The sequence below is a fragment of the Bradyrhizobium sp. R2.2-H genome, assembly GCF_004346455.1.
GTDB lineage: Bacteria > Pseudomonadota > Alphaproteobacteria > Rhizobiales > Xanthobacteraceae > Bradyrhizobium > Bradyrhizobium diversitatis.
In genome coordinates, this window is the sequence record NZ_SMBR01000013.1 from 124,255 (window position 1) to 143,480 (window position 19,226).

Consider the following 19,226-nt stretch of genomic DNA (forward strand, 5'->3'; position numbering starts at 1 on the left):
ATCGAGCACGGGCCAGTCCTTGGCTTCGACAGCCTCCCGCGTGAGGGCTGGCGATTCGGGATCCTACTCGAGACGAGCCGTGACGCCACGTTCCGACAACAGCGGCGCGCCATAAACAAAACGCTCCTCGTAACGCTGATAAAGCGTGCGGAAGAAATTCGTCAGATGCAAAGGACTCTCGGGCGGCGGAAACTCCGCAAGTACGCTACCCGCCTCCTCGCCGCGCGGCTCGATAAGTGCCATCGTCATGGCCTCGTAACGGCTGATCTCATCGCGCAAGCCGCGCCGCGACGTCATTTCGCGCAACGCCGCATGGAAGCGGACGATGCCTTCGACCACACTGCCATCCTTGAGGACGGCTATGTCGTTCGCCTTCATGCGTTCAATGCCTTTGGTTGACGCGGGCAATTCCGGGACGTCAGCATCCGATGCGGGCTCCGTTTCCGCGACCGTATCTTCCTCGTCGAGATCAGGTGCCTCGAGCGCGTCCTCGATAGTGCGGTTGGCACGAAGGACCGAGAAATAGCCGACGACCATCGCGGGATAGGTAATATGGAGATTGGTGCACTCGCCGATTGTTTCTTCCATACGGTTGGTCAGATTGCGGAACGCCTTTGTGACACCTTTGCACGACACCGCCAGCACCGGACCGACGTGAAGTTTGTTCACCACCACATCGACATTCTTGGTCTTCAATCCGCCAAGGATGACCTGCTCGCCGGAGCCGCCTCTTTGCGGATCAAAGTGGAGGAGATTACGCGCGCGACCTTTCCGGCCCCTCTTCTGCTCGATCCAAAACGGCGGGCGGGGCGTGATATCATCCGGCGCAAAGCCACCCTCCAGGACCAGCCGGCAGGCAATGTACCAGTGTAGCGGTTTAATGTGCCGTGCGCTCTGCGTCTTGCCCTCATGGGTGGCAAAGGCCTTGAATGCTTGCGGCCCGTTGATCCATTGGCAGGGCGAGGCGTCGTTCTTACTACGCTTCGCCATAGTGCCTCCAGGAGCGCATCGTCTGGATCGCGTCAGCGATCACGTCATTGTCCGCGCGCCGGATGATCGCAGGATCGGGAAGAAGGATTTGCGTCGCTTCACGGGGCTCGAGCTTCAGCATTCCGCCCCCGAGCGGATGGCCCTGGAGTTCGCAACTCAGATGTACGAATGGGCTGCCCCATGATGACAGATAGGGTCTGGCAGTTGCACTTTTGAGGCGGACGCTATGGACCGAGTTGGTGCAGGTGCAATTGGCATCATTGCGCACCAAGTTGGGTTCAAGTCCTGACATGTAGGACAGGAAAAAGTCCGGAACCTCACGTCGGGTACGGAGTACCAGGGATCGCGCACGCGACATTTATACGCCTGCCGGGCAGTCTGGCCGGCCTCTGTGTCTAGGTAGCGCCGAACGGCGCGGGGAACGTCGTCCATTTTTGGCAGTTTGAGCAGCAGAACTGCATCGTCGTTGCGCTTCCATCGTTCCACCACCGATGCTGTCACGCGGGACGGCGGCAGAGCGCGGCCATTGCGGACGGTCGGGTGCAGAAGCGCAGCAGGAATATCCCATTTTTCCGCTTCGCTCGGACGAAGATGAAAAAAGTCGTTGGCCCCACTGACGTAGCCGATGCCAACGGAGGCGAGATCGCCCAGACGCGGCGCTTTATTGGCAAGCGCAATATCGAGGTAGAGATCGCGCATTTGCTGTGAAATTAGGAATGGGCGCAGGCGGCGATTCCAGGCATCGCGCCATTCACGCACGCCAACTGTCACATATTCGCGCGGCGGCCGTGCCGATGGGCGGAAGCTCTCGAGCGCGGAAAAGCGGATATGTTGTGTGGTGGCGCCAAAGCCGTCCGCGTAGAGCAGCCAGCAATCTTCGGAGAGGTCCGGGAAAAGCTTGCTGCGGACCGCTACGACCTGGACCGTCGCAAAATGTCCGACAAGATAATCGAGCAAAGGGGCCGCGTATGGGGCATGACCGATTTCGGCAGGCACGACGAAGGCCATGCGGCCGCCTGGCTTGAGCAGCGCGGCTGCTGCGACCAGAAACGGAGCCGAGGATGCGAGCCCGGAAAAGTCGGCGCCCAGGCGTGTGCACAATTCAAGCGCACGCTTACGCGTTTCGCCGTTGAAGGTCTGGTAACGGATGAATGGCGGGTTCCCCGCCGCGCATTCAAAGCGCTCGGCGGTCTCGCCAGCCCAAGCAAAAAAGTCGCCCTCATGGACCAATGCCCATGGCGCGCGGGCCATAGCGGTCTGTGTGGCATGATAATCCTGCTCGATGCCGACCGCATTGCGGTGGCCGGCAATGAACCGGCCATCACCGCAGGAAGGATCGAGCAGGCGATCTTCCTCGCTGCGAACAGCCCATTTCAGGAGGCTCGTGACGACGGGGTCCGGGGTGTAGTAGGCTCCGGCCTCCTTTTGTGAAAGCCGTGAGGTCACGCGCTTCTCCTACCGATTCGCGCGCCGATTCTACACTGCCAGAAAGACTTTGAGCGGATCATTAGTGCTCCCTCCACCGATCATCGCGTCGGTAGGCGCGTGCGTAGAAAGCGACCAAGTCATGGACAATCTTGCCGCTGACGGCGGCCGGTTTTGCCCGTCACGCCGGCGACCCGGGCAGGTCTTCCTTGATACCACGGGCGACGACCCGGAGCGCTTCGTCCGGAAGCGGTCGCTGCAACTTCAGGGCCTCGTCCACAGGAGCCGTCATCCAGGACTCGACCTCGTCCGGCGTCATAAGGATCACAGGCATGGCCTTTGGATGGACGGCGCCGACTTCTGCGTTTGGCTCCGTTGTGAGGAACGCGTAGAGGTCGTTGGTGGTCTCACCTTCCTTGATCTTCCGGACGGACGTCCAGTTGGTCCAGATGCCAGCGAAGCAGGCCAGGGAACGGGTCTCATCGAGCGCGAACCAAATATCACCGCCCTCGGCCTTGTTGAACTCGCTGAAGGAGTTGAACGGCACCACGCAGCGATTTTCGACGCCGAGCCAGCGGGCCCAGTGTTTGCTCTTCACATTGCGGATGTTGGTCGTCCCGCCATCCGGCTCCATTCTGAGCAATTCCTTGAAATCCACTGCCTTGCCTTTGGCCTGCAGCTTCTCGGCTCGCTTCTTCGTGGCGTCCATCAGCGCTTTTGACGACGACGGCATCCCCCACCGCGCCGTAGCAAGTTCTCGGCCCTCAGCCCCGTTGCGCACGATCGACGCCTTGTAGTCGGGAAACACCCCCCGGCATCGGCGCCAGATTGCCAACGTATCGGTTCACGACGCGGAACAGCGCGCTGATCGCGGCTTGGTTGGTCGTGATCGAATAGAGATTGCACATCGGTCAGGATTCGGTTCGAGGGTGGCGCGGCTGCCACGTCAACTGTAGCAGAGTCGCGGATGGACGCCGGCCCGCCTTGGCGCATTTACGGCAGCGCAGCCGGCTGGCAAGATCATGCACGAACGTGGTCGGCGCGTGCTTCATCGCCGCGAGGTCGACGTCGCTCGGCGTCTTGCAGCGCGCGCACCTGATTTCCAGCCAGGGAAAGCCTCCGTTCACGGCCTGATCGATGGTCGGCGACGGATCAATCGGTTCGCCGTCACTCCACATCCGCTCGTTCCAGCTTTCGCACAGAAGCCTGTCGGCTTGCTGGATCATGGCCTCGCCCTTGGCCCGCATCTCCGCCGATTGGGTCGCCAGCATGTTCGCCATCGCGCGTGCCTTGCCGAGCTCTTTTGCCAGAGCCTTGCGATCGCCGCCCGACAGCGGCTTGGGGTGATACTTCGGGGCCATCCAGACATCCGGGCGCAAAGAGATCGGATCGGCAAATGCAGAACGGCTACGGCGTCTCGAATGCTGGCCAGCACCCGTCTTCTTCATGCCTGCCGGTGCGTTGCTGGCAGGTGTTGTCGAGCAACCGTTGCGCCACGTCCTTCCAGACCGCGTTGGCGCCATACAAGCGGACGGCATCGGCGGTCTGGATTTCCACGGTCCGCTCGCAGCGGCGGCAGGAGACGCGCAGCACGTGGGCCTTAATTTCCGAAAGACGTCGCTGCCGCTTCTGGGCTCCGCTGTCGTCGGCGCGAGGGTCTTTCAGGACCGATTCCCAATAGTCCGCCGGGAGTGGCGCATCTGGAGCCGCCGTGGCGGGGCCCGGTCTACGGGCGGCTTCCGCGGCCAGTTTTTCCATCTGCTTGGGGGGCGGCATACGCCAGCTCGCGGGTCGATCGGTCATTCTGAATTAGAACATAACAAGAACAAATGTCGAGTCCGCTCGGACCCTCATCCTGAAAAAATCATCCTTTTGGAAGGGGCGCGCTGTCGGAACCAAGCCGGCCCGTTCGTCTTGAATCCGGCACCAGTATGGAGTTCCCCCGCGATGGCCCCCCGCGCTAACTGGAAAGGCTTCCTGCGTCTTTCCCTCGTCACCTGTCCGGTAGCGCTCTATCCGGCCACGTCGGAATCCGAAAAAGTCTCGTTCAACCAGCTCAACCGAAAGACCGGCCACCGCATCAAGTACGCCAAGGTGGACGCTGATACCGGTGAGGAGGTCGACAACGAAGACATCGTCAAGGGCTACAAGGTCGACACCGACACATTTATTGAGGTGACGAAGGAGGAGCTCGAGAACGTCGCGCTGGAATCGACGCGAACGATCGAGATCGACGAGTTCGTCGACCGCAACGAGATCGATCCGCGATATCTCATTCGCCCCTACTACCTGCGCCCCGACGGTAAAGTCGGGCACGATGCCTTCGCCGTCATTCGGGAAACCATCCGCGAGATGAACAAGGTCGCGATCGGTCGGGTGGTGCTGACCAATCGCGAACACATCATCGCGCTGGAGCCGCTCGACAAGGGGCTGATGGGGACCTTGCTGCGCTATCCCTACGAAGTCCGTTCTGCGGATGAGTATTTCGACGATATCCAGGATGTCAAAGTCACCAAGGACATGCTTGATCTCGCCAAACACATCGTCAATCAGAAGGCGGGTCATTTCGAGCCGGACAAGTTCGAAGACCAGTACGAAACCGCCCTTATCGATCTCATCAATCAGAAGCGCGCGGGCAAGCCCATCGCCGCGAAAGCGCGTCCTCGAGGTGAGAACGTCGTGGACCTGATGGACGCGCTGCGCAAGAGCATCGGAAGAGAGGGCGCGGCAGCTCCAGCGGCACCCAAGAAATCAGGAAAAAAGCCGCGCAAGGCGGCGGCCGGGCAGAAGGAAATGCTGATGCCGATCACCGGCAAGAAGCCGGCGAAGGAGACCGCGGCGAAGAAGCCGGCGGCTAAGCCGCAGCGGAAGTCGGCTTAGGCGTCGTGAAGTATCCGGTGACGACGGACGGCCACTACTTCGTTGTCCGCGGCAGGCTTTGGCGAATGGCTAATCCCATTTCAACGAGGTCACCCGAGATTATATTGTCGGCCGTCTAGTGGCGGCCCGGCGGGTCGGTGCGCGCGCCAGCAAGGCGGCCGACCGCGAGGCCGAAGCCGCGCTGCATAGGGCCGTGGACGAGGCTAAGCAGCGAGCGCGGTCCAGTATGGCAGGGCGGCTCGCCGGCGCTCGACTGCTCTGCAAAGTAGGAGCGATATGGCTGCGGTGAACAAGACTTCCAGGAGATCGACCTTGAGCGCGGGCATTCTCGCATACCGCAAGGGAGCGCGGGGGCTCGAGGTACTGCTCGTTCATCCCGGCGGCCCGTTCTGGCGCAACAAGGATGATGGCGCCTGGTCCATTCCTAAGGGCGAAATCGATCCCGATGATGCTCCGGAGAACGTCGCTCGACGCGAATTTGCCGAAGAACTCGGCCCGAGCGCTTCGATTGGTCCGCTCCAGCCGCTGGGGGAAGTCCGACAGCGAGGAGGCAAGCGCGTCATCGCATTCGCCGGCGCGGGCCGTTTTGACCCGGCGGCGCTGATCAGCAATACTTTCGATATCGAATGGCCGCCCCGAAGCGGTCGACGGCAGACCTTTCCCGAAGTCGACCGCGCGGAATGGTTCGATATCGAGATCGCGCGGACGAAGATGCTGTCCGGGCAGCTAGAGCTTCTTGATCGTCTTTTGGCGATCGCGGTTGAGAGCGCCGGGAAATGACGTTCAGAATTGGAATCATTTCGGACACGCACGGCCTGTTGAGGCCCGAGGCGGAACGAGGCCTGGCGGGTGTCAATCACATCATCCATGCCGGCGACATCGGGCGCCCCGAGATCGTCAATGCGCTTCGCCGGATCGCGCCCGTCACCGCCATCCGTGGAAATGTGGACAGCGGCGAGTGGGCCCGCGAATACCCCGATACAAGACTCGTGCGCCTGGCGGGAAAGTCGATCTACGTTCTGCACGACCTTAAGACGCTGCAGGCCGATCTCGGCGCCGGCATCGACGTCATTGTCTCCGGACATTCCCACGTGCCGAAGATCGATACGGTCGGTGGCGTTCTCTACCTGAATCCCGGAAGCGCGGGACCGCGGCGCTTCAGGCTGCCGATCACGCTTGCGACGCTCGAAGTCACTTCTCAGGGCATGCAACCGGAAATCCACGATCTTGGAGGGGACTGAGTGCGCTACCGCGCAGGGAATTTACATAGGCGAATGCGCTAATTCGTTCCGCCTGCCGGTTACGCCCGAAGGAAAGCGTTATTTGCGCGGACGTTCTCGCTCACGCACGACGTCCTTCGCCCGCTTGTCGGACCTGAGCCCGAGGTAGACGGGCTGGCGCAGTTCGCCCTTGCTCGTCCACTCCGCAAATTTGACCTCGGCAACCAACGAGGGCTTGACCCAGGTCGTGGCAGCCTCGTCCTTCACTTTGGCAGGGAAGGGTGATCTCGGGGTCGTCAGCTTCATGAGCTTGGTGTGGAGGTCCTCCAGGACCTTGTGGCTGAAGCCAGTGCCAACATGTCCGATATAGCGCCATGTGTCGTCTTCCCGCACGGCGAGGACCAGGGCGCCGAAGTATGGTCTTGTACGCCTCGGCGCCGTGAAGCCCGCGATCACCACCTCCTGCCGCTTTGCTGTCTTGATCTTCAGCCAATCCACCGTCCGGCTTCCGGACGCATACGCGCTGTCGGCGCGCTTCGCCATGACGCCTTCCAAACCCTTCCGCTCGGCCTCGGCGAAGAATTTCGTGCCGCTCGCTTTGCGGTGACGGCTGAAGGTGATCAGCCGGTGACGCGGCAAGATCGCTTTCAGCCGTTCCCTGCGCTCGAGAAGAGGTTGTTTGCGCAAGTCAACTGTGTTCTGAAACATGAGATCGAATGCGCAATACAGGAGCTTCGCTTCATGCCGCAGTGCGTTCTGAAGTAGCTGGAAATGCGAGACGCCGTCCTTTCCGATCGCAACGAGTTCGCCATCGATCACGGCGTCGCCCTTCACGCCTTCCAGCGCTTTGGCGACCTCGATATAGCTGCGGCTGATGATCTTGCCGTTGCGGCTGTAGAGCGCAACCTTGCCCCGCCGGATTTCCGCGATCATCCGGAAGCCATCGTACTTATCCTCGAAAACCCAGTCGGGGTCGTCGAACGGCGCGTCGGTGAGCGTAGCGAGCATTGGCTGTAAGCGCTTGGGCAGGGTCGACGTCCGGCTCATTCAAGGGTCAATCCTTCAGTGCGTGTTGCGTCATGCAGGGACGGCACCTTATCGCTCGAGGTGGCCAGGGCCGGTTCGATGAAGCGGGGAAAGGCGCCTTGACGCCGATAGCCCACCGGCCTTTTACGCTGAACGCCACTGAAGAACTCCACGCTACAGCCGATTCAAATTGGCACAGTTCGAATCGTTCCGGAACCTGCGAATCCTTGTCGCGTTGCTTCGATGTCGCAACAGGAGGCACCAATGGCGGTAGCGAAGAAAAGCAAGACGGCACGCGGACGAAAGCAGGACCGGGCGCGAGTGGCAGGCGGGCAGAACTACGAAGTGCAGTACGAGGCGAAGAAGACCGGAAAGTCGGCACCCGCGGTGAAAAAGGCCGTCAAAAAGGTCGGTAACGCGCGCAAGCGCGTGGAGAAACGGCTGGGCCGCTGAGGCGGAGAAGGGTCGGGGTCGGGGCCTAGAGCCGGTCCTCCTCGTCAGGAGGGCATTCTGGGCAGGTATCACCAATCGAGTCCAGCGCGTCGCGAACCGCGGCCTCCGCTGCTTGAGGGGAGATGCCTGCTGGCGGATCTCGACGGGCGATGTCGAAGGCCCGCTCCCGTGTATGCGGATCGGCGCGATCCTGCATCCAGCCGTGGTCCTCGCATTCGCGGATGGCGCCGGCCTCGTTCAGCACGTTGATCGCCCAACCGCGCAGGGTGCGGATCGCCGGCCGTCTCTGCTTGGTCATCAGCATTGAAAGGTTCTCCCACGCTGAGACGAATCGTTTAGTCCCGCAGACGTTCCCCATCGCTAACACACGACTGGGATTCCGGATCGTGAGATCTCGTTGTCCTTCAAAGGCCGAATTTTCCGCCCGGCCAGGTGCTAGGGTGGCAACAACGAACTGAAGAAACCGTTTTCCGATACTTCAGACGTCTTATCCGCTTTGCGCGTGCGGCTGTCGCCGCACCGGGCTCTCGTGAACCGAGCCGCGCAGCGTCTCGGCCTTGCGGCTTCGATCCCTCGCGCACGAGCAGATCACGCCCTCGCGGGGCAGAAGCGAAAAACCGGACCTTTATGCAGCAGCCACCTGCACAAAGGTCCGGCCTTATCTCAGCGTGCCGCGATACCAAACGGCTGCAAAGGACGCTTCATATCCTTTGGGAAGGTCTCGCTTTTCATCCGGGTTGCGACCCGGAGGTGGCAATAGATCAGTAGCCGATACGGCTACTTCTTTTTCTTTGAAGTCTTCTTCGCCACCTTCTTGGTAGCTGATTTCGTCGTCTTCTTTGCCTTCTTCGCTTTCTTGGCCATGTCGTCCTCTGTAAGAATTAGCTCTCAGTGAACATGCCCACGACGTGCATAGACATGCGCACGAGTGAGACGTTATCACAAAAGCAAAATTAATACCAAGCAGACGTGAAGCCGCATTGAGTCGCTCGCCGGAGGCACTCGCCCTCGGGCCCGCCGTCATTGCATGCCGGCGTCGCTATCACTGCCCTTCGGGTCGGGTGCCTTCTTAACCGGTCTCGCGACTGCACTCGGTCCCAGGTCCCGCCACTACGTGTCGGCGCTATGCTGACCTTCCTGCGGGTGTCTCTTTCGCCGCGTCCGCGAGTGGTCTTCGCTTTCGCTCCGCCCATAGGCCTCTCTTCCACAATTGTGAGACTCCTGTGAAAATGCCGGGCGGTTCTCGTATCATTGCGTGCATCATGTTCGCTCAGGTTTTGGCGCGTGCGGCCAGGGCCGCACCGGGCTCTCGTGAACCGAGCCGCGCAGCGTCTCGGCCTTGCGGCTTCGATCGCGCTAAAGCTTTGGTGCTCCTCGCCGGGGGCACTCGGGAAAGGGGCTCGCCTGCGGCGATCGCTATCACTGCCCCGTTCCCGGGTGCCGCTATTGAACCGGTCTCGTCGCTGCACTCGGACCCGCGTGCCCCTTCGGGTCGCTATGCTCACGCTCTCCGGGTGCCGTTTTCCGTTGAGGCGATGCGCCCTGGCGCACGCCTGATCAGGGCCTGCGGTCCTGAGGCAGATTGCGAAGAGGCTGAGAGTAAGAGTGCAGGCTGGGTTTTTCCGCGACGGGTTACAAGCTGCGAGAGAGGCTCGCGGTGCCCGTCGCGGAGACCCGCGATGTCAAACCCTAATGCCTGCGCGCGCGCCGGCCAGGACCGGGCGAATCTCTATAACGAAATCACCGACAAGATCATCGCCGAGCTTGAGGCCGGACGCGTCCCCTGGGTCCAGCCCTGGGGTACGGCCGCGGCGAAAGCGCCGCTAGCCATGCCGAAAAACGCCTCGACCAACCGGCAATACAGTGGCGTTAACATCCTCATCCTCTGGGGAGCTGTGATCGAACGCGGATTTGCCGGTCAAAGTTGGCTCACGTTTCGTCAGGCGCTCTCGCTTGGTGGCCACGTTCGCAAGGGAGAGCGCGGTACTACTGTTGTTTACGCAGATCGTTTCGTGCCGAATGGCGAAAAGCGCCGCGCCGCCGAGACCGGTGAAGACGCGCAGGCGATTCCATTCCTCAAACGATTTACCGTTTTCAACGTCGATCAGTGCGCAGATCTGCCTCACGAGATTGCCACCGCTGCGCCGCCACCGCCGGCTGGCCTGATTGAACCCACGGTTGACGCCCTGATCAAGGCCAGCGGAATTCCATTTCGAATTGGTGGAGATCGCGCATTCTACGCAACAGCCGAAGACTATGTTCAGGTCCCGCCGCCGCAGGCCTATTTCGAACCCATCAACTGGCACCGCACCGCGTTGCATGAACTCGGTCATGCGACCGGGCATCCCTCGCGCCTCAATCGCGACCAGAGCGGATCCTACGGTACGAAGAAGTATGCCTTCGAAGAGCTGGTCGCCGAATTGAGTTCCGCGTTCAGCTGCGCATCGCTCGGGATCGTCCCCACCGTGCGCCATGCCGACTATATCGGCTCCTGGCTGGAAGTCCTGCGCGAAGACAATCGCGCCATCGTGCGGGCCGCCTCGCAGGCCTGCAAGGCCGCGGACTATTTGCTCGGTTTCGTTCCCGGGTCCATTGAGCCCGCATCGCTGGATTCGGCTATCGCCGATCACGAGGCTGCGTGATGCCTGGCCTCGCGCGAGAGTGAGAGGAGGGGAGCTGTTTGCGACGGGTTCGAAGCCGAGAGAGAGTCTCACGGCCGCCCGTCGTGGAGAGCTAAAATGACGAAAGCCGTACAAAAGATCACGCTGTCGCCTTCCCGGGACATTCCCTTCAACAAGCTCGTGCTCAGCCAGTCGAACGTTCGCCGGGTCAAGGCCGGTGTCTCGATCGAGCAGCTAGCCGAGAGCATCGCGCAGCGGACGCTACTGCAAAGTCTGAGTGTCCGGGCCGTTGTTGATGCAGATGGCAACGAGACCGGCATGTTCGAGGTGCCAGCGGGCGGCAGGCGCTATCGCGCTCTCGAACTCCTGGTGAAGCAAAAACGCATGTCAAAGACGCAGGCGGTACCGTGCGTTGTGCGTGAAGGGGGTATCGCCGCGGACGATTCGGTGGCGGAGAACGATGAGCGGGTCAGCCTGCATCCGCTCGATCAGTTTCGGGCCTTCCAGACACTCCGCGATCTCGGCATGAGCGAGGAAGACATTGCCGCCCGCCATTTCGTGAACCCTGCAATTGTCAAGCAGCGCCTGCGGCTGGCGTCGGTGTCGCCGAAGCTGCATGAGATCTATGCCGAAGACGGCATGACTCTCGAGCAGCTCATGGCGTTCTCAGTCACGGCCGATCACGCCCGCCAGGAGCAAGTCTGGGAGAATGCCAGCCGTTCCGGCTATGACGAGCCTTACCAGATCCGGCGCTTGCTCACCGAGAACACCGTACGCGGGTCCGATCGCCGCGCCCAATTTGTGGGCCTTGATGCCTATCAGAATGCGGGCGGCGGCGTCTTAAGGGATCTGTTCGAGCACGACGACGGCGGCTGGCTTCAGGACGTCGTGCTGCTCGACCGCCTGGTAACCGAAAAGCTCAAAGCCGAAGCTGAGGCGATTGCTGCCGAAGGCTGGAAGTGGATCTCAGTCGCCGTAGAGTTCCCCTACGGTCATACCCAAGGCCTAAGAGAAATCGAAGGCCAACCTATCGATCTTTCGCCCGAGGAGCAGGCCACCATCGATGCTCTCAACGCCGAGCAAGCCAAGCTTGAAGCCGATTATCAGGATGCCAACGAATTGCCCGACGAGGTCGATCAACGTCTCGGCGCAATCGAGTCGGCACTGGCGGCGTTTGAAGACCGACCGATGCTGTATGAACCGACCGAGATCGCCCGAGCTGGTGTCTTCATCAGCATCGATTCCGAAGGACGCCTCTCCGTGGACCGGGGTTACGTCCGGCCAGAGGACGAGGTTCCGGCGAATGATACTGACGTCGGGCAGGACGCCAACGTATCGTCGACTGAAGAGCAGGAACCTGACACTTCAGTTCAGCGCACGATCATCGCAGTCGCAGGTGGCGCTCCTGATGCCGAAGAGGATGATGAGGACGCCGCCAAACCTCTGCCGGATCGGCTGATCACCGAACTGACTGCGCATCGCACGCTGGCATTGCGGAATGGATTGGCAGAAAATCCGCCGATCGCGTTTCAGGCAGTGTTGCATAACTTCGTGCTGACGGCCTTTTACCGGTTCGCGTCCTCCGGGAGCTGTCTTGAGATTGGCCTTCGCACGCCGAACTTCCCAGCCCAAGCGCCAGGGCTGAGGGAAAGCGTCTCCGCTAAGGCTGTCGAGGCGCGACATGAGGCCTGGAAGGCCCGATTGCCGAAGAGCGAGACCGATCTCTGGAATGCGCTGACGGCTCTCGATGGTGGTGCACAGGCGTCGCTGTTCGCCCACTGTGCATCATTTGCCGTCAACGCCGTCTATGAACCAGCCAATCGCTACAATCAGGGGCACGTCTCCGCTCATGGTGTCCGCAGTCGCCTCGACCAGGCTGATGTGCTGGCGCGTGCGGTCGGGTTCGACATGGTGCAAGCTGGCTGGCGACCGACCGTTGACAACTATCTCGGCCGGGTCACCAAGCCGCGCATTCTGGAGGCCGTGCGCGAAGCCAAGGGTGAGTCGTCGGCGCAGCTGATCGACCATCTGAAGAAGGCCGACATGGCCAAGGAGGCTGAGCGCCTTCTGGATGGCTCGGGTTGGTTGCCGGAGCCGCTGCGTCTTGTCGATCCCGATGCGGCGTCACTGGAGCAGGAGGGCGAAGCGGGCCCGCTGCCCGAATTCCTCGCCGATGATGAGGATCAAGAGAACGCCAGCGACAACGATCCGCAACAGCTCGACGCGGCCGAGTGAAAACACAAAGCGGGACGGCTCCGGCCGCCCTGCAGTTGCTTGGGGACCGGTGCACAGTGCCGGTCCCCATTCTTATGGGCGAGGGCTCAGAGGGAGGGCTAGGCCGGGAAGGGTTTGAGCCGTTGGGGCGGAGGAGAGCGCCTGATGGTTCGACCCGTTCCTGCTCTCCGAAAGAAATCCTGCCATGACCGAATCTCTCACCGGCGGCGTCGCCACGCTGCTCTCCATGCATGCCGCTGCAAATCTCACCTCAGCCGCCGTCAGGGCCGCGCGACAGCTTCTGACTGAGCTCGAACGCGGCCGGCGCATCGATGCCGCTGTTCTGCGTAGCGCCATGGAGGCCGCCTTTGGCGCTTCGGACACGGCCGGCGTTTGGAACTGGAAGACCGCCTATGACGTCTGCGAGGCGGCAACAGTTCTGTTCCTTCGCAAGTTCGGCCCGGCCATGCGCGCCAAGGCCGGCTCGACCGTCGCCATGCTGCCGATGCTTGCGAAGGTCGCGAGCTGTTTGCCGACCCATACGCGGCGTTCTGAGGACAGCCAGACGCTTCAGCAATTCTCGACGCCGATCCCGCTCGGGCTGGCGGCATGCGCCGCAGCCGGCATTACGCGGGCCGATCGCGTCCTGGAGCCCTCCGCCGGGACCGGTTTGCTCGCCGTGTTTGCCGAGCTCGCCGGCGGTGCCTTGGTGTTGAACGAGTTGGCCGAGGCCCGCGCATCGCTGCTGGATCATCTCTTCGCGGGCGTTCAGGTCACGCGGTTCGACGCCGCGCAGATCGATGATCACCTCGACGCGGGTGTCACACCTAGCGTCGTCCTGATGAACCCGCCATTCTCCGCGGTGGCGAATGTCGATCGGCGCATGGCGGATGCGACTCTCCGCCATATCGCTTCAGCGCTCGCGCGTCTTTGCGACGGTGGACGCCTCGTCGCCATCGCTGGCGCGAGCTTCGCGCCGGATAACCCGACATGGCGAGATGCCTTTGTGCGGCTCCAGGAACGTGGGCGGGTCGTGTTTTCTGCGGCTATCGGCGGCAGCCTTTACGCCAAGCATGGCACTCGGACGGATACGAGGCTGCTTGTGATCGACAAGCTGCCCGCCGCAGATCCGAAGGCCTTTCCTGCCTCGCCAGGCGTGGCGGCCGATGTCGCGACCTTGCTTGGCTGGGTGAACCAGCATGTGCCTGAAAGGCTGCCCGTCGCCTCACCATCGGAGATCGCTGCTATCGGGCGGTCAGCGACGTCACGGTCGGTCGGCGCCGTTGCACCAATTTCCTCGTCCTCTTCGATAACCGCAGCACCAGAAGGTGTCGAACTTGCGTACGAGACGGTCGAATGGTCGCCGCCGGAAGGCGCCCGGCTGACCGATGCGCTTTACGAGGAGTATGGATTGCAGTCGATCCGTATTCCGGGATCGTGCGCACACCCGACCAAACTCGTGCAATCCGCGGCGATGGCTTCCGTTGCGCCACCGAAGCCATCCTATCGTCCGCACCTGCCGGTCAATGTTATGGCAGACGGAGTTCTATCGGATGCCCAGCTCGAGAGCATCATCTATGCCGGCGAGGCACATTCCGAGTTCCTCGCTCGTTTCTGGACGGTCGACGCGACCTTTGATGTTGTCGCGGCCGCGCGCGAGGACGCAGAGAATGCCGTTCGCTTTCGCCGCGGCTGGTTCTTGGGTGACGGCACCGGGGCGGGCAAGGGGCGGCAGGTCGCGGGGATCCTGCTCGACAACTGGCTCAAGGGTCGTCGTCGTGCGGTCTGGATCAGCAAGTCCGACAAGCTGATCGAGGACGCGCAGCGCGATTGGTCAGCGCTCGGCATGGAGCGGCTGCTTGTCTCGCCTCTGTCGCGGTTTCGTCAGGGCACTCCGATCCGGCTCTCGGAAGGCATCCTTTTTACCACCTACGCTACGCTACGGACCGACGAGCGTGGCGAGAAGCTTTCGCGCGTCAGGCAGATCGTCGAATGGTTGGGCTCGGACTTCGACGGAGTGATCGTCTTCGACGAGAGCCATGCCATGCAGAATGCAGTCGGGGGCAAGGGTGAGCGCGGCGATCAGGCGGCCTCTCAGCAGGGGCGCGCGGGCTTGAGGCTTCAGCACGCCTTGCCGAATGCACGCGTGGTTTATGTGTCGGCGACGGGCGCCACTACGGTTCATAATCTCGCTTATGCCCAACGCCTCGGCCTTTGGGGCGGCGCCGACTTTCCGTTCGCCACCCGTGCCGAGTTCGTCGAAGCGATCGAGGAGGGCGGCGTCGCGGCAATGGAGGTGCTGGCGCGCGACCTGAAGGCGCTCGGACTCTATGCGGCCCGCTCGCTGTCTTACGAGGGCGTCGCGTACGACCTGGTGGAGCACCAGCTTACGCCGGAGCAGGTTCGCATCTACGACGCCTATGCCGGTGCGTTCAGCGTCATCCATAACAATCTCGATGCGGCGATGCGAGCCGCCAACATCACAGGCGCAACAGGAACGCTGAACGGGCAGGCCAAATCTGCGGCACGGTCCGCCTTCGAAAGCGCCAAGCAGCGCTTCTTCGGGCATCTTTTGACGTCGATGAAGACGCCGTCGCTCATCCGATCGATCGAGAACGATCTTGAGGCTGGACACGCCGCGGTCATCCAGATCGTGTCGACGGGCGAAGCGCTGATGGAGCGCCGGCTCGCTGAGATCCCGACCGAAGAATGGGGCGACATCCAGGTCGACATTACGCCGCGCGAGTATGTCCTCGACTACCTCGCTCATTCCTTCCCAATCCAGCTCTACGAACCCTTCACCGACTCGGAAGGCAACCTCTGCTCCCGGCCTGTCTATCGCAACGGCCAGCCGGTCGAGAGCCGGGAAGCCGTCGCACGACGCGACCGCCTCATCGACAAGCTTGCCTCGCTACCGCCGGTACCCGGCGCGCTGGATCAAGTCGTCCAGCGCTTCGGTACCGACATGGTCGCCGAGGTCACCGGCCGCTCGCGCCGCATTGTGCGCAAGCGCGACCGGCTGGTGGTCGAAAACCGAGCCGGATCGGCGAACCTCGCGGAGACTTCGGCCTTCATGGATGACGTCAAGCGGATCCTAGTGTTCTCCGACGCGGGCGGCACAGGGAGGAGCTACCATGCCGAACTGTCGGCTCGGAATCGCCGCCTGCGAGTCCATTACCTGCTCGAGCCCGGCTGGAAGGCCGACGCCGCGATCCAGGGGCTCGGCCGGACCAACCGGACCAACCAAGCGCAGCCGCCCCTGTTTCGTCCGATTGCGACCGACGTGAAGGCCGAAAAGCGCTTTCTCAGCACCGTTGCCCGCCGGCTCGACACGCTGGGGGCCATCACGCGCGGCCAGCGCCAGACCGGAGGGCAGGGCCTGTTCCGGCCGGAGGACAATCTCGAAAGCCAGTACGGCCGCGACGCGTTGCGGCAGCTCTACACCCTCGTGGCGCGTGGCAAGGTCGAGGGCTGCTCGCTCGAGCGGTTCGAGGATGCGACTGGCCTCAAGCTGACGGATACCAATGGGCTCAGGGATGAGCTGCCGCCGATCACGACTTTCCTGAACCGTTTGCTAGCGCTCACGATCAATCTTCAGAATCTTCTGTTCAGAGCCTTCGAGCAGCTTTTGACCGCTCGGATCGAGGGCGCCGTCGCATCGGGTAGCTATGACGTCGGCCTGGAAACGCTCCGTGCCGAGAGCTTCGTCGTCACCGACCGGCGGACGATCTACGTCCATCCCAGCACTGGCGCCGAGACCCGGCTTCTCACGATCACCCAGCGCCAGCGCAATCATCCGGTGAGTCTGGATGACGCTCTTGGTCGTCTTTCCGATCGTCAGGCCGTCCTGCTTGTCAATGAGCGCTCGGGAAGAGCCGCGGTGCAGGTCCCTACGACGAGCGTCATGCTCGATGACGGTGAGATCGAGCGGCGCGTCCGTCTGATCCGGCCAATGGAGCTGCACACGGTCACCTTGAACATGATGGGGGAAAGCCATTGGGTCGAAGCAGATCGTCAGCGCTTCACTGCCGCCTGGCTGACGGAGCTTGCCGAGATCCCAGCGTTCACGGAAAGCACGATCCACGTCGTGGCCGGCTTGCTGCTGCCCATCTGGAAGCAGCTGCCGAATGAGTCGACCCGCGTCTATCGGCTGCAGACCGACGCGGGCGAGCGGATCATCGGCCGCAAGGTCTCGGCGACCTGGGTCACGAACGTCCTTGCGGCTGATGCGCCCGCGTTGACGCCGGACGCCGCCTTTGCCGCGCTGGTAGAGGGACGGACTGTCCTCGAGCTTACGGAGGGACTCCAACTTCGCCGCGTCCAGGTGATGGGTGCACATCGCATCGAGCTGTCGGGATTCAACGACACAATGCGCGATCGCCTCCGTGCTTACGGCCTCTTTGGGGAGATCATCTCCTGGAAGCTGCGGATGTTCGTGCCCACGGACGGCGTCGAGATCCTGTCGAATGTGCTCGACAGCTATCCGGTCGCGCGCATCAGTGAGCGGGAGGCTGCGTGATGTCGCGCGACGCCTCCGAACTGGCACGCCGCCTCGCGCGCGACGCCGAGGCGGTGTGCAGGCACTATCTCTCCCGCGGCAAGCGAGCGGGGCGATACTGGGTAGTCGGCGACGTTCATAACACCCCGGGCCGCTCATTGTTCGTGCGGCTGCAGGAATCGCCGAGGGGACCCGCTGGGAAATGGACCGACGCCGCGACCGCTCAGGGAGCGCGTCTGATCGGCATCTACGATAGCCAGGTCACTTTCGGCCAATCCCGGGTCCTGCTCGTCTGGACCCGGCTGATCCTGCCGAATGGACGTTCTATCGTCCTCGAGCGGCAGCCTGGCGCTGACGCTGCCGGGTACGCAGGCCTCGAGGATCAGGTCGATAATCACTGGGGTGAGCTGTTCAAGGCCGCGGCACTATCAACCTTTTTGGCTGTCGGGACTGAACTCGGCGCCGGGTCGGACACCAACAGCAACGACGGCGCCATCATCCAGGCATTGCGGCACGGCGCCTCGGACTCACTGAACCAGACCGGACAGCAGGTTGTTCGTCGCAGTCTCAACATCCAGCCTACCCTGAACGTACGGCCTGGTTTCCCGGTCCGCGTCCTCGTCAATCGTGATCTCATCCTTCAACCATATAGAGGCTAATGGCGTGCCAAAACTTAAGATCGGGATGGTCCCCGACGACAAACCGGTAAAGGTGAGCGCGGAATTGCCGGCTTCAGTCCATCGGGATCTGGTTGCCTATGCTGAAGCGTTCGAGCGAGAAACCGGTCAGCCGGTGGATGCTAACCGCTTGATCGCGCCGATGCTGGCCCGGTTCATGGCTACAGACAGGGGCTTTCTTCGGTTAAGACGCGGTCATCATCCGAAAACGGACGTCGACGGATAGCGCTCGGCCAGGAGCTCAACGAACCGCCGAAGAGCGGGGTTCTCATTGTTTGCGAGCCAATGAGCATAAAAATCGATTCGGCTCGGGCCGGCCCCGCTTTGTACCTCCCGATAAGTCAGGCCAGCAAGGCTGGCACCAACGTCTGATTCCATCACAAGGCTAACGCCAAGGCCCATGCTAACCAGGCTCTTGACGATGCCGCGGCTCACATCATGCCACTCGATATTCGGGCGTTTCGCGTCCACGGTCAGGTGAGATACCAGCAGGTCTTCTATGTGTGCTCCCGGATCACACATGCTCAGCAGAACCGTTTCATCGCTAAGATCAGTCCAGTAGATGATCTCGCGGGTGGCTAGCTGATGGTCTCTTGGCAACGCCATGAGAATACGCTCGCTCCAGACGGGAAGGCGTCGACTATCTGTAGAAGAATCTGCTCCCGGAATGATTGCAATATCGACAGTTCCGCTCCTGAGCGCATTCACGAGACGAGTGCGCGAGCGCTCCACGGCGGCTACCTCAACTTGAGGTGAGCGCTGTCTGAATTCGACCAGGCTCGCCCTCAGGTTGCCAGCGGAGATTGAAGTGCAAAAGCCGATCGAGAGGCGTCCGGTATCGCCTTGGCCGCTGGCTCGTCCCGTCACAACCAGGGTATCCACTTGTTCAAGGATCATGCGCGCTATTTGCAGGACTCTCCTACCAGCAAATGTCGGAACGACTCCTCCGCGTGATCGTCTGAACAAGGTTACGCCGACAGAGTGCTCGAGCTGACCGATTGAGCGGCTGAGCAGGGAATGGCGAATGCCGAGCGCTTCTGCTGCCTGACGAAAGCTTCCATGATCGGCTGCCGCAACCGCCGAACGGAGATGATGCAGGTCGATATTTTTTGCTCCAGCAATTGGCATATGTTTGTGCGCCTCGCCGCAGCTGTTGGATATCATTCGGCCAACGGCTGCGCGATCCGAACCGCAGGCAGACGGCTTCCCTCGACTCGCCGGG

The 19,226-nt window shown here is 61.9% G+C and carries 14 protein-coding genes and 3 pseudogenes; 9 read left to right on the top strand and 8 right to left on the bottom strand.

Annotated elements, in window-relative coordinates; translation table 11 throughout:
* Positions 1-63: 63 nt before the first annotated feature.
* The 5 genes and pseudogenes from EDE08_RS29370 to EDE08_RS39185 form a co-directional block, all read right to left on the bottom strand.
* The gene (locus EDE08_RS29370; RefSeq protein ID WP_131874994.1) at positions 64-990 is read right to left on the bottom strand and encodes a hypothetical protein; all 927 of its coding nucleotides are present in this window, start codon (positions 988-990) and stop codon (positions 64-66) included.
* A pseudogene (locus tag EDE08_RS29375) lies at positions 977-2,241 on the bottom strand (SAM-dependent DNA methyltransferase). The gene EDE08_RS29370 and the pseudogene EDE08_RS29375 overlap by 14 nt, the downstream one beginning before the upstream one ends.
* A gap of 355 nt (positions 2,242-2,596) precedes the next feature.
* Positions 2,597-3,323 (bottom strand): annotated as a pseudogene (locus EDE08_RS29380) (SOS response-associated peptidase).
* A 3-nt stretch (positions 3,324-3,326) separates the two neighbouring features.
* A complete protein-coding gene (locus EDE08_RS29385) occupies positions 3,327-3,776 on the bottom strand; it encodes a hypothetical protein (protein ID WP_131872413.1) in 450 nt (149 codons plus the stop codon).
* Positions 3,777-3,822: 46 nt separating this feature from the next.
* Positions 3,823-4,218: a hypothetical protein gene (locus EDE08_RS39185; RefSeq protein ID WP_245524910.1), complete on the bottom strand. Its 396-nt coding sequence runs from the start codon at positions 4,216-4,218 to the stop codon at positions 3,823-3,825.
* A gap of 144 nt (positions 4,219-4,362) precedes the next feature.
* Between EDE08_RS39185 and ku the strand changes: the two genes are divergently transcribed.
* From ku to EDE08_RS29410, 3 genes are all read left to right on the top strand, one after another.
* Positions 4,363-5,295: a non-homologous end joining protein Ku gene (gene ku, locus EDE08_RS29395; RefSeq protein WP_131872415.1), complete on the top strand. Its 933-nt coding sequence runs from the start codon at positions 4,363-4,365 to the stop codon at positions 5,293-5,295.
* A 276-nt stretch (positions 5,296-5,571) separates the two neighbouring features.
* On the top strand, positions 5,572-6,075 hold the full coding sequence (locus EDE08_RS29405; protein WP_131872256.1) for an NUDIX hydrolase: 504 nt from the start codon (positions 5,572-5,574) through the stop codon (positions 6,073-6,075).
* The gene (locus EDE08_RS29410) at positions 6,072-6,536 is read left to right on the top strand and encodes a metallophosphoesterase family protein (RefSeq protein WP_131872258.1); all 465 of its coding nucleotides are present in this window, start codon (positions 6,072-6,074) and stop codon (positions 6,534-6,536) included. The genes EDE08_RS29405 and EDE08_RS29410 overlap by 4 nt, the downstream gene beginning before the upstream one ends.
* Positions 6,537-6,614: 78 nt before the next feature.
* On the opposite strand, the gene ligD is transcribed toward EDE08_RS29410, so the two are convergent.
* Positions 6,615-7,562: a non-homologous end-joining DNA ligase gene (ligD, locus tag EDE08_RS29415; protein WP_131872260.1), complete on the bottom strand. Its 948-nt coding sequence runs from the start codon at positions 7,560-7,562 to the stop codon at positions 6,615-6,617.
* Positions 7,563-7,805: 243 nt separating this feature from the next.
* Between ligD and EDE08_RS29420 the strand changes: the two genes are divergently transcribed.
* Positions 7,806-7,994 (top strand): DUF3606 domain-containing protein, encoded by a 189-nt coding sequence (locus EDE08_RS29420; RefSeq protein WP_131872262.1) that lies wholly within the window; start codon positions 7,806-7,808, stop codon positions 7,992-7,994.
* 25 nt (positions 7,995-8,019) lie between these two features.
* Here EDE08_RS29420 and EDE08_RS29425 read toward each other — a convergent pair whose 3' ends face one another.
* Positions 8,020-8,298: a hypothetical protein gene (locus tag EDE08_RS29425; protein WP_131872264.1), complete on the bottom strand. Its 279-nt coding sequence runs from the start codon at positions 8,296-8,298 to the stop codon at positions 8,020-8,022.
* Between the two features lie 1,375 nt (positions 8,299-9,673).
* Between EDE08_RS29425 and EDE08_RS29430 the strand changes: the two genes are divergently transcribed.
* The 5 genes and pseudogenes from EDE08_RS29430 (at position 9,674) to EDE08_RS29460 (ending at position 18,230) form a co-directional block, all read left to right on the top strand.
* Positions 9,674-10,636 (top strand): ArdC family protein, encoded by a 963-nt coding sequence (locus EDE08_RS29430; protein ID WP_131872266.1) that lies wholly within the window; start codon positions 9,674-9,676, stop codon positions 10,634-10,636.
* 96 nt (positions 10,637-10,732) lie between these two features.
* A complete protein-coding gene (locus EDE08_RS38650) occupies positions 10,733-12,850 on the top strand; it encodes a ParB/RepB/Spo0J family partition protein (protein WP_165936255.1) in 2,118 nt (705 codons plus the stop codon).
* A gap of 184 nt (positions 12,851-13,034) precedes the next feature.
* Positions 13,035-17,348, top strand: a complete 4,314-nt coding sequence (locus EDE08_RS29450; RefSeq protein WP_131872268.1) for a strawberry notch-like NTP hydrolase domain-containing protein — start codon at positions 13,035-13,037, stop codon at positions 17,346-17,348.
* A 203-nt stretch (positions 17,349-17,551) separates the two neighbouring features.
* Positions 17,552-17,986 (top strand): annotated as a pseudogene (locus EDE08_RS29455) (TraB/TrbI/VirB10 family type IV secretion system protein); the annotation flags it as partial.
* Between the two features lie 4 nt (positions 17,987-17,990).
* On the top strand, positions 17,991-18,230 hold the full coding sequence (locus EDE08_RS29460) for a DUF2274 domain-containing protein (RefSeq protein ID WP_131872270.1): 240 nt from the start codon (positions 17,991-17,993) through the stop codon (positions 18,228-18,230).
* On the opposite strand, the gene EDE08_RS29465 is transcribed toward EDE08_RS29460, so the two are convergent.
* Complete coding sequence (locus EDE08_RS29465; RefSeq protein WP_245524911.1) at positions 18,203-19,168, bottom strand: LysR family transcriptional regulator; 966 nt, start codon at positions 19,166-19,168, stop codon at positions 18,203-18,205. The two genes, EDE08_RS29460 and EDE08_RS29465, sit on opposite strands and share 28 nt — an antisense overlap.
* Positions 19,169-19,226: the final 58 nt, after the last annotated feature.